The sequence below is a fragment of the uncultured Campylobacter sp. genome (assembly GCF_938045465.1).
Taxonomy (GTDB): domain Bacteria; phylum Campylobacterota; class Campylobacteria; order Campylobacterales; family Campylobacteraceae; genus Campylobacter_B.
This window is the reverse complement of the sequence record NZ_CALIBF010000071.1, coordinates 1-10,723: the sequence shown is the minus strand read 5'-3', so window position 1 is coordinate 10,723 and position 10,723 is coordinate 1. Positions and strand designations below refer to the sequence as shown.

The window sequence follows — 10,723 nt, the reverse complement described above, 5'->3', positions numbered from 1 at the left end:
ATAAAAAGGTCGTTGCCGCCTTGTACCAGACAAACTGCCCGGTCGTCACTGCAACTGCGGCAAAGCGAAAGATGATGAGCGAGGAGGCGTCATTTAAAAGGCTCTCGCCCTCTAAAATAGCGCTGATCCTGCGTGGGGCTTTGACAAATTTAAGGATAGCTGCCGTGCTCACCGCATCTGGTGGCGAGACGATGGCTCCTAGCATGAAGCCAAGGGCGAGCGAGAAGCCGGGGATCACTAAATTTGCTATCACGGCAACAGCTGCTGCGCTGATAAAAACGACGATAAATGCAAAACTTCCGATCATTCGGCGCCATTTGTAGAGCTCTTTTAGCGAGTTTGCCCACGCAGCCTCATAAAGAAGTGGCGGCAAAAATATGATGAAAATAAGCTCGGGATCGATCTTAATGCTTGGCAAATTTGGCACAAAGCTAATGGCAAGCCGACCAAGGACCAAAAGCACAGGATAGGCGACGTTTAGGCGATTTGAGACCATCACTAAAGCGATGATGATAGCTAGCAAAGCCAAAAATAGCAGTAAGTGTTCAATCATCTTTTTCCTTTAAATTTATTTTTTGTTGATGCCTAGGCTATCTTTTATGCCAAAGCTATCAACTAGGCATATTTTAACCAAATTTGCGATAGATTTTCTTGAAATTTGGGTATTTTCGTTTTTAAATTTCTCCCCTTTTGCCCAGCTCGTGACCTCGTAGTCTATCTCGTTGGCACTACTAAACCACTGCGGACGTATCAGCGTGTAGTCAAGAGCTTAGTTTTCTATGATCTTGGCTGAGTCTATGTAGAGGCTTTGAGCGCGCCTATAACGTAGCCGCCAAGGTTTCCGCTAGCGTCTAAGGATAAAATTTTCATACCTATCCTCAGCACTAAGTGAATTTAATAGATTTAAAAAATGGCGGGGAGAGATTCTAACTCTCGGCGAGTTGCCCCGCACACGCATTTCAGGCGTGCTCCTTAAACCGCTCGGACGTCTACCTAGGATTGGGGCGAAATTATATCTTGATTTGCTTAATGTTTAGCTTTTATAGCTTTAGTCCCAAGATAACGGCATATTTGTACTCATTATCCATCAGGCAATGCTAGGCGGCTCGCCCCATTTTTCAAAGCCAAATTTCAAAAATAGCCCAAGACTTGCTCTGCTTTGGCAAAAAATTTGCCGAGCATTGGAGCAAAAAGGTACCCAGCTTCAACGATGGCTTGTTAAAACTAGCTACGCGAATGAATTTATAATCAAGGTTGATTTTGGTGGCGGCAAATATAAACCGAGGCAAGGATTTATACACTGGGCGTTCGTGCGGGTGGATAAAACGAATGAGCTTTAGCTTAGTTGCCTTATTTTATGAATGAAGCAGGATAAATTTTGAAGCTAAATTTAGCTAGAAAAGAAGCGTAAATTTAGCCTGCTAAAAATTTTATCGATAAAATTGCGAGAGCCGGTAAGTATTAGCTTTTAAAAATTTAATGAGAAATCGGGGTCGCTTGTCTGCCAAAAAAGAAGCAAGCCAAAAAAAGCCCGCTTCATTAAATTTAAAACGCTACGGAGTAAAAAAGCAAAATTTGAGCTAAAATAACCGAGAAAAGCGGTAAAAATGAAAACGCAAAAAGACAAAATCCCCGCGGACATCAGCCAAATTCCGCAAGAAATTTTAAAAAGCTACGATAGATTTCGCTTTTGTAGATATCTGTTTTTAGGGGCACTTTTGACCTTCCTGATTTATATCGTCGTGTTTCTTACGTTTGTACATGATGCGCCCATAATGTCGTTTTTATGCATGCTTGCACTATCTGCGATAAATATACTCGTCTGCCTAAACAGGCTGAAGTATAAAAAATATGCCCTGCTTCTATTTAGCGATGCAGATAAAGCCTTTATGCTTATATGGATACATGTGGCTGCGATATTTTACGTCCTTTATGCTTTAATCTGATTTTATTTACAGATAAAATATCAGGGATACACGTCAGATTATACCCGCTATTTTTATAGCTACTCTGGTGGCGATAATAGCATATAACGCAAATCCGGAATTTGACGCCGATGAGACCGTGTATCTACCGGCACCAAAATCGCAGACAAAAATCGGCGGAGCGGTCGCTGATAAAATTTCCGGCGAGCAAAATTTTAACAAAACAAACGGCGAGGCGCAAGGCGCCCAAGATGAAGCCGCTAAATTTGAGCAAAAATTTAATGACGCGAGCCTTGAAGCAGAATCTATCCAAAGCAAAGAGGAGGCGCTGGAATACGGCAAAGCTCTAGCACAAATTGCAAAAAATTTAAAGCAAAAATATCAACTTCACCGTTTGATCAGATTTGCTTTCGCGAGTTTTGCAACAACGGTTTTTTTGATTTTATTTTTATCGGATTCGTACGAATTACACTGGGCGTTTATAGTTAGCGCCGTTTGCACGATTATATTTCTCTTTTCAAAGCGCAGATACAGCAAACTTTTCGTAGAAAATCCTGAAAAAAAGCAATACTATTTTCGCGATAGAAAATTTTGCGATTGTGACATTGGTTTTGTATTATCCCATTATGGCTATAGCGTTATGGCTTGCCGGCGGCGGTAGTGAATATAGAGCGATATAGGGCTATTTTTTGGCTTATTTTATCTTCTAGCAGTGACGCCTGTGTCCGTTATTACTACCCTTGTTTGCCTAGCACGCAACTTAAGCGTTTATAAAGAGATAAAAGAGTGAAATTAGTAAAATTTAAACGAGTTTTTAAATAACTTTATCGCTCAAATATATTTCATCAGCTCCTTGTCGGAGTATCCCTTTGCTGTGGAATGACAGCTTAAATTTAGAATTTAAATCAATCCAAAGCAGCACTTTGCGTCTTTAAATTTGCAAGCCCACCATTTAAATATATCTATTTATCTACGTTCATTAAAACGCTTTAAATTAGCTGAGTATAGAAGTAAGAAAATAAAGAGCGTGGAGATTTTAGGCATAGCAAATGCGTTTAAATTTAATCTTAAACGCTCAAGGCTACTGCGTTAGCTTGCATTTCAGCGCCTCTTGTAAAAGCGCATTGGCTACTACTCTCTCCTTTTTTACGAAGATAAAATTTTCGCCGTATTCGCTCTGCAGCTCGCTTTGTGGATCGGCACCCGTATGCATCACTATGATATTTGCTTTTAAATTAGAGCCGTTTAGCATCTTGGCGACGATGTCGAGCTTTTGCTGATTTGCGATCGTTAGGATGATGACCGACGCATCGCGCGCATGCAGCTCGTCGATCGCAGTTTTTTGCATTATATTTACAAAGTATATATTCTCTCCGCGCGATTTGCCCAGATCCACAAGCTCTAAATCGCTCTCGGCGACTACGTATAGCAGCCCCTGATCTTTAAGGCGCAACACCACCTCCTGCCCTATCCTGCCGTAGCCTGCTACAATGATGTGATTTTTCATCGGCGGGATTTGAGTTTTATGCTCCTCATCCTCGAGCTTTTCAACCTTTGATTCGAAACGGTTGGCGATTTTGTTTAAATTTTTAAGAATAAACGGCGTTAAAATCATCGTCGCGGTTACGACTGTAATTAAAATTTGCCCGTTTTCCTTACTTAGCATATCGCGGCTCATCAACAGCGAAAAGATCGCAAGCGCAAACTCACCTATCTGGCATAGCGACAGCGCCGCTTTTAGCGCTATCCTTTTGCCGGTCGAGAGAAATAAGATCGCGTAAATCACAACCGTTTTAAGCGCCATTATAACGATAATAGCGAGCAGGATTAGCCCATAGTGCGAGACGATGACTTCAAAATTTATCTGCATGCCAATCGTGATGAAAAAAAGTCCGAGCAGTATGTCTCGAAACGGCGTCAGATCGGCTTCTATCTCGTGTTTATACTCAGTTTCTGCGATGAGCATGCCCGCGATGAATGCGCCCAGCGTGTATGAAAAGCCGAATACATGCGCTAAAAAGCTAGCCCCCACGACGGTAAAAAGGATGGTCGCGATGAAAATTTCTTTAGAATTTGTCCTTACGACGTAGTAGAGGAAGCGGTTAAAAGCAAATTTACCGAGCACGAAAAGGATCACTACCACTATGGCGGCGCTTACGGCGGTTTTTAAGATTAGATAGTTCACGGGGGTATTGTCGGTCGAGCCGAAGATGTCGATCATAAGCAAGATAGGGATGACGGCGAGGTCTTGAAATAGCAGGATGCCAAGCACCTTGCGCCCGTAGTTTTGGTTGATTTCGCCTGTTTCGTTGAGCGTTTTTAGCACGATCGCCGTAGAGCTAAGCGCGAGCGCAAGCCCGATAATCATCACGGTTTTTATGTTTCCGCCGAAAGCTTGATCGATGATGAGTGCCAAGATAATACCGGTGCCAAGCACTTGGAGTATGCCGTTAAAAAATACGTCCTTTTTCATACTCATCAGGTGATGGAAACTAAACTCAAGCCCGATGGTAAACATCAAAAAAACAATTCCGAATTCTGCCAGCTCAGACATATGGGCGTTTTCGACACTGCTTAGACTATAGATCTGCGAAAAGCACACGCCCGCGACGATATAGCCGATGATGGTGGGAATTTCAAAAATTTTAAAGACGATATTTAGCACTATCGCAAGCGCGGTGATCGCAAGAAATAGCTCTATAACAAGCTCCATTAACTCCCTTTTTTGTAAGATTATGCATAAAATTTAGCGCTAAATTTATTGTTAAATTTTACATTATCCGCGACCATTTACCGGAGGCGATAATTGATGAAATTTTATCTTTTCATATAAATTTACGGGTAAATTTTATAATGTGATTTTACTAAAATCCCGCTTAAAAATAGAGAAATTATGTCGCACTTTATCGCTAAATTTAGAGGTCCGCGACAAAATTTTAAAGCCTAACACGGCTTGGAATTTTAAATTTTAAAACCAAATTATATCAAGGCGGTTTTTAAATTTAATTGCAAGAAAATTCGCCCGGGTTTACTTAGCGCAACTTTAAATTTGACGCGCCTATAAATCTGCACTGAAAGTCAAAATTTATCGCTTTAATCTACGCTTAAGAGGCGATCTTGCTTTTTGATAGCATTAAAATTTCAGCCTATAGCGCTAAGACCTCGATTTTTGCTGAGCTTTAATCTTTATCTCGCAGACCTTATTCTGTCTCTCCGCCAAGCTCTAAAATTTTAGCCCGCAGCTCCTCGATCTCGCGCTCATACTCGGCGATCCTTTCTTGCAGGCGAAAGATCACGTCCACGCCCGCAAGATTGACGCCAAGCTCCTTTGTAAGGTTTAAAATCGTGCGTATGCGGTCCATGTCGTGTGCCGAGTACAGGCGCATCTTGCCCTCCGTGCGCCCCGGGCTTACGAGCCCCTCGCGCTCGTATTGCCGTAGCGTCTGCGGATGGATATCTAGGACCTTCGAAACTATCGATATGAGATAAACCGGCTCGTCGTAATCATGCATTTTGATGCCTCCTTATAGCTTTTGCAGCGCGGCTTTGACGTCCTCATCCAGCGAATCGACGTCTGGCAGGACGACATTTACCACTGCGTATAGATCGCCTAAAATTTTACTCTTGCGGTTTTGCACGCCGTAGCCTTTTAGGCGGTATTTCTGCCCGTTTTTGGTATTTTTTGCGATCTTTATCGTTGCGCTTTTACTTGGCGTCGAAATTTCTACTTTTCCGCCAAACAGCGCCGTTTTTAAAGGAATGTCGATTTTTTTAAAAAGATCGTCGCCTTCGCGCGTATACTCGGCACTTGGCGCGATTTTTATCTCTAAAATTAGATCGCCGCTTTGAGCGCCCGATCTTTGCCCTTTGCCCCTGATGCGCAGCTTCTCGCCCGCATTTATACCCGCGGGCACTTTAAATTTAACCGTCTCACCGCCCACGCGCACGCTCATCTCGCCGCCTTGTATCGCGGTCTCAAAAGGAATTTCAATCGAGCTGTGCGTATCTAGGCTCTGCGCGCCGCCAAAGCCGCCGCCGAAACTGCTGCCGCTAAAGCCACTAAAACCTTCGCCACCACCGAAAGAGCTGAAACTAAATCCGCCACGTGAGCCCGCGCTTTTTGCGCCGAAGGAGCCGCCGAAAATGCTGTTTAGGATGTCGTTTAGATCGCCCATGTTTGCCGAACCCTGCGCGAAATCGTGGAAATTCTGCCCGCCGAACATCTCGTCGCCGTGGCGGTCATACTGCGCCCGCTTTTTCTCGTCGCTTAAAATTTCATACGCGGCGTTGATCTCTTTAAATTTATCCTCAGCTCCTGGCTCTTTATTGATATCCGGGTGATACTTGCGAGCTAGCCTGCGGTAAGCTTTTTTAATCTCCTCGGCGCTTGCTGATTTATCCACGCCTAAGGTTTCGTATAAACTGCTTGTGCTTGCCATTTTAATCCTTAAAATCTTAAAATTTATGTAGATTATATCATAAAACTTTAGTGAGTGTCAATCAAGTTTGCTAAATTCTATTTATAAATTTTAATTTTGCGTTAAGAATATATTAGCGGACAAAATTTATAATTCCGCCAAAATTTCATTATCACAAAGGAAGCAAAAATGAAAAAATCGATCATCATATCGATAGCTTTAGCAGGTGCGCTTTTTGGCGCTAATATCGACATTAAAGAAGCTCCAAGCAATTATGAGCGCGTAAATCCGGGCTTTAATCAAGATGTCGTGCTTTCGTATCACAGCTCCGTTGCGGACGTAAAAAAATCCGTCGTCAATATCGCAACTAAAACCAAGATCAAAGCAGGCAATAGCCCGATGTCGCAGATGTTTGACGATCCGTTTTTTAAGCAATTTTTCGACTTTGACATTCCGCAGCAGCAGGAGCGCGAGGGAAGCTCGCTAGGCTCTGGTGTCATCATCTCCGAAGACGGCTATATTGTCACAAATAATCACGTAATAGAAAATGCCGATGAGATCGTAGTTACACTACTAGAAGGCGATAAAGAGTATAAAGCCAAGGTAATCGGCACCGATCCTAAAACCGACCTTGCAATTATTAAAATCGACGAAAAAAATCTCTCTGCGGTTAAATTTGCCGACTCGTCCAAGGCTATGGAGGGCGATATCGTCTTTGCTATCGGAAATCCTTTCGGCGTGGGCGGCACCATCACTCAAGGCATAATCTCGGCGCTAAATAAAAACAATATCGGGCTAAATCAATATGAAAATTTCATCCAAACCGACGCTTCGATCAACCCGGGCAACTCAGGCGGCGCGCTAGTGGATAGTCGCGGCGCGCTTTTGGGAATAAATTCCGCTATTTTAAGTCGCGGCGGCGGAAATAACGGCGTAGGCTTTGCGATCCCTTCAAATATGGTAAAAGAGATCGCAGAAAAGCTCATCACAAACGGCAAGATCGAGCGTGGCTTTATAGGCGTTACGATCTCAGATATGTCTAAAGATCAAAAAGAGCTCTATGAAAGCAAAGAGGGCGCGCTAATCTCAAGCGTCGAAAAAGACATGCCTGCCGATAAAGCAGGCATCAAGCGCGGCGATTTGATTACCAAAATAAACGGCAAATCTATCAAAAACGCCAACGAGCTAAAAAATTTAATCGGCTCAATGGCTCCAGGAAGCTCAGTGGATGTAGAATTTGAGCGCGACGGCAAAAGCAAGAGCACGACTATCAAGCTAGACGCGATGAAATCCGACTCCACCACCTTAGGCTCAGCCGGCGAGGACTCAAAAAGCGCAATAGAGGGGCTAAAGCTAAGGACGTTAAATGACAGCTTGCGCCGCAAATATAACCTCGACGACGATGTCTCGGGCGCCCTCGTCTTAAGCGTAAAAGATGGCTCAAAAGCCGATGATTACGGCTTTGAGGTAGGCGACGTGATCATCCAAGTCGGTCAAAACGATGTCAAAAGCTCAGATGATTTCGATCGATATATCAAAGATTACAAGGGCAAGAAAACCCTAGTTTGGGTCATCAGACGCGGAATTCCGCAAGGTCTTGTAATCCGCTAAAGCTTGGTCCACCAAGCTTAACGGCGAGTAACGCGAAAGCGTTAAAATTTAACCGCGGCGAGCCCAGGACAAAGCATTAGCGGAACATTGCGAGTAAGCCAGCAGAAGTTCTTGGGATTTTGAACTTTCTGACAAGCGGAATTTCGAGCTTTCGAGCACAAAAGATACATAAACTATAAAAATGGGCTTCCGGCAGGCATTAAAGCTACCGGAAGCTCTCTGTTATTTCAAGCGCCTCTGAAAGCCCTCTGCTATTTAAAGCACCTCCGCCGAAAGCCTAGATTTAGCTTGAAATTCTTAGAATTTTGCCCCCCTTGCTTTTGTTTTCACTTATAATTTTTAAAATTTAACCTTCCACGCCGCTACTTTATCGTTTTTATCGCTTCGTCTGGGACTGCTTTAAAATTTTAATCTCTTTGCTAACAACATACAGCAGAAGTATGTGCTTCTAACCTAGAATTACTTCAAATTTTAATTCCTCTCGTATATATATTGCTTCGCTTTAAATTCCACAAAATCCAAATTTTAGAAAATTTGTGCCCTACCCCATTTCTTGATATCAGAAACTACTGCCTCTTGATTCTAATGCTTTTCTCGCAGCGACGCTTCTTGGGAATCCCGCCGGCTAAATTTTAAGGTCGGAATTTTAAAATTCCATCATTTTGTAATCGTAATTTTTCATTTAAGCTTCGATAACAAAAATAAGCTGAAATTTTACTTTATTATCGAAAACGTTACATCGCGATACCCATTTTTTCGCGTTAAGCTACCTTTCGTTAGAAATTGTATTAAATTTATTGTAAATAGGTATTTTTATAGTATAATGGATAGTTTTTATTTTTTACGAAGGATTACAACTATGAAAGAGATCAAAATCCCAATTATCTCAGGTCTGAGCATCGCTGCTACGCTAGCATTGCTGCCTATACAGGTCTTAGCCAAAGATGGGCAGGTAACCGTTACTACAGACGGCCATCCAGGTAACTTTTACCATTCATCAGGTAAAAATTTCTCAGGTGGCTTTGAAAGCTCCACAAATGCTCACGGTAAAAACGACAATAATATCGTAACGATAACTGGCGTTGATAGCGGCGGTCAAGCTATGTGGGATTATACGATTTATGGTGGAGGTAACGGAGACGGTACTCCTACAACCCCACCTTTTTATTATAAGCAAACTAGCGCAGCCGAAAATAATACGCTTAATGTTTACAGCGGCGCTACGGTGGCGATACTTGTGGGCGGCGAAGGAAAAGGTGCGAAAAATAATACTGTCAACTTGATTGACGCAGATGTGAATAATGTCGTGCTTGGTGGTAACGGTACGTGGTACGGTCAAGCAGATAGCAGTGGAGATGCTATCCACAATATTGTAAATATTAGCGGTTCTACGCAAGTTAAATATAATAATTTCATAAATTTCAATAGCACATCGGTAATGGGTGGTAGAGCAACAGGCACAAATAAAGCCAATAATAATGAAGTAAATATTAAGGGAACACCTACTATCGCTGGTAGAATTGCTGGCGCTGCGGTAGAAAACGGCGATGCAGACAGCAATAAAGTAGATATCAACGCTATTGTAAATTTAGCAAATGTAAGTGGAGTAATAGCCTCAAAAGACAGCACCGCCACTTTACAAAATAATATCGTCACTATCAATAACGATGGTGCTGTAGTTACCGATGTTTTAGTCGCTAATGGTACGGGCGGCGGCATCCACGGTCCCGGCGGCAAAGCAACAGCTAAAAATAATCATGGTAAACTGATAAAAGGCACGGTCGGAAATCTCAACGGCGCATACATGGTTAGCAAAACCGAAAAAAATCACTCTACTATCGAGGGTGGCCATGTAACTAACTACGTATACGGAAGTTATTATAGAAACGACGCCCATGAACTTAAATCTAATAGCAAAGGCGATTATGTTACCATTAGCGGCGGTACCGTAGATAAGGCAACTTTTGGTGCTTTCACATATTACGGCGATATAGATGGAGCTCATGTAGATATGAGTGGTGGTAAAGTTTCGGGTGTAAATTTTGCTAGCGATGACGGAGTATTTGGTGGGCTTAGCTACGACGGCACTGTTAATAATAGCTATTTAGATCTAACAGGCGGCGAGATAAGCGGTGATGCAATCGGCGGAAGAAGCAACAATAAAGATGTCGCGAATAACTACGCAAAAATTAATGGTAGCGCAAAAATAGGCAGAAGATTGATCGGTGGAGAAAGTCGCGGCGGAACGGTTACTAATAGTTATTTAGATCTGACCGGCGGCGAGATCGGTGGAGATTCAATCGGCAGCTTAGGCTCTACAGGTGCAGTTGGTGGTAAGATAATAGCCAGCGGAACAAAATTTAATGGAAACGTAATAGGTGGCAAAAGCTCTAGCGGCAACGTAACTGGAAGTAGAGTCACGCTAACCAATGTCACAGCGAGTAAGAATGTAATCGGAGGCGAAGCCCAAAGCGGTAATACCGATGATAATCAAGTAAGCCTAATAGGCGGTAGCGTTACCGGCGATGTATACGGCTCAAAAGCTAGCGGTTCTGCAACAAACAGTACCGTGAATTTAAGCAACACGCAAGTCGCTGGTAACGTCTACGCAGCATATGCGGCTAGCGGTAGCGGTAATACCGTAAATTTCTATGGTGGTAAAGTCGATAAAACTATCTACGGTCTATCCAGTGCAGGTGGCACAAATAACACCTTAAACGTATATAACGCCTCTACTCAAAAAACCGCAGGCGATATAGCAAATCTTAA

At 42.9% G+C, this 10,723-nt stretch carries 8 protein-coding genes and 1 pseudogene; 4 read left to right on the top strand and 5 right to left on the bottom strand.

Annotation, left to right across the window (positions count from 1 at the left end; genetic code table 11):
- Positions 1-553, bottom strand: a 553-nt coding sequence (locus Q0413_RS03440; RefSeq protein ID WP_298987332.1) for a cation:proton antiporter, incomplete at its 3' end; no start/stop codon positions are given.
- Between the two features lie 15 nt (positions 554-568).
- Complete coding sequence (locus tag Q0413_RS03435; RefSeq protein ID WP_298987334.1) at positions 569-754, bottom strand: hypothetical protein; 186 nt, start codon at positions 752-754, stop codon at positions 569-571.
- Positions 755-1,607: 853 nt separating this feature from the next.
- Between Q0413_RS03435 and Q0413_RS03430 the strand changes: the two genes are divergently transcribed.
- Positions 1,608-1,946 carry a hypothetical protein gene (locus Q0413_RS03430; RefSeq protein WP_298987330.1) on the top strand — a complete coding sequence of 113 codons (339 nt, stop codon included), beginning with the start codon at positions 1,608-1,610 and terminating at the stop codon, positions 1,944-1,946.
- A gap of 67 nt (positions 1,947-2,013) precedes the next feature.
- Positions 2,014-2,586, top strand: coding sequence for a hypothetical protein (locus Q0413_RS03425; protein WP_298987327.1), 573 nt, complete (start codon positions 2,014-2,016; stop codon positions 2,584-2,586).
- A 420-nt stretch (positions 2,587-3,006) separates the two neighbouring features.
- Here Q0413_RS03425 and Q0413_RS03420 read toward each other — a convergent pair whose 3' ends face one another.
- From Q0413_RS03420 to Q0413_RS03410, 3 genes are all read right to left on the bottom strand, one after another.
- Entirely contained in the window at positions 3,007-4,638 is a 1,632-nt protein-coding gene (locus tag Q0413_RS03420; protein WP_295152028.1) for a cation:proton antiporter, read from the bottom strand.
- Between the two features lie 487 nt (positions 4,639-5,125).
- The gene (locus tag Q0413_RS03415) at positions 5,126-5,437 is read right to left on the bottom strand and encodes a helix-turn-helix transcriptional regulator (protein WP_298987324.1); all 312 of its coding nucleotides are present in this window, start codon (positions 5,435-5,437) and stop codon (positions 5,126-5,128) included.
- A gap of 12 nt (positions 5,438-5,449) precedes the next feature.
- The gene (locus tag Q0413_RS03410) at positions 5,450-6,364 is read right to left on the bottom strand and encodes a DnaJ C-terminal domain-containing protein (RefSeq protein WP_298987322.1); all 915 of its coding nucleotides are present in this window, start codon (positions 6,362-6,364) and stop codon (positions 5,450-5,452) included.
- A gap of 168 nt (positions 6,365-6,532) precedes the next feature.
- Here Q0413_RS03410 and Q0413_RS03405 point away from each other — a divergent pair, with 168 nt between their 5' ends.
- Together Q0413_RS03405 and Q0413_RS03400 are read left to right on the top strand one after the other, a co-directional pair.
- Entirely contained in the window at positions 6,533-7,954 is a 1,422-nt protein-coding gene (locus Q0413_RS03405) for a Do family serine endopeptidase (RefSeq protein WP_298987319.1), read from the top strand.
- Positions 7,955-8,813: 859 nt separating this feature from the next.
- Positions 8,814-10,723: pseudogene (locus Q0413_RS03400) on the top strand (hypothetical protein); the annotation flags it as partial.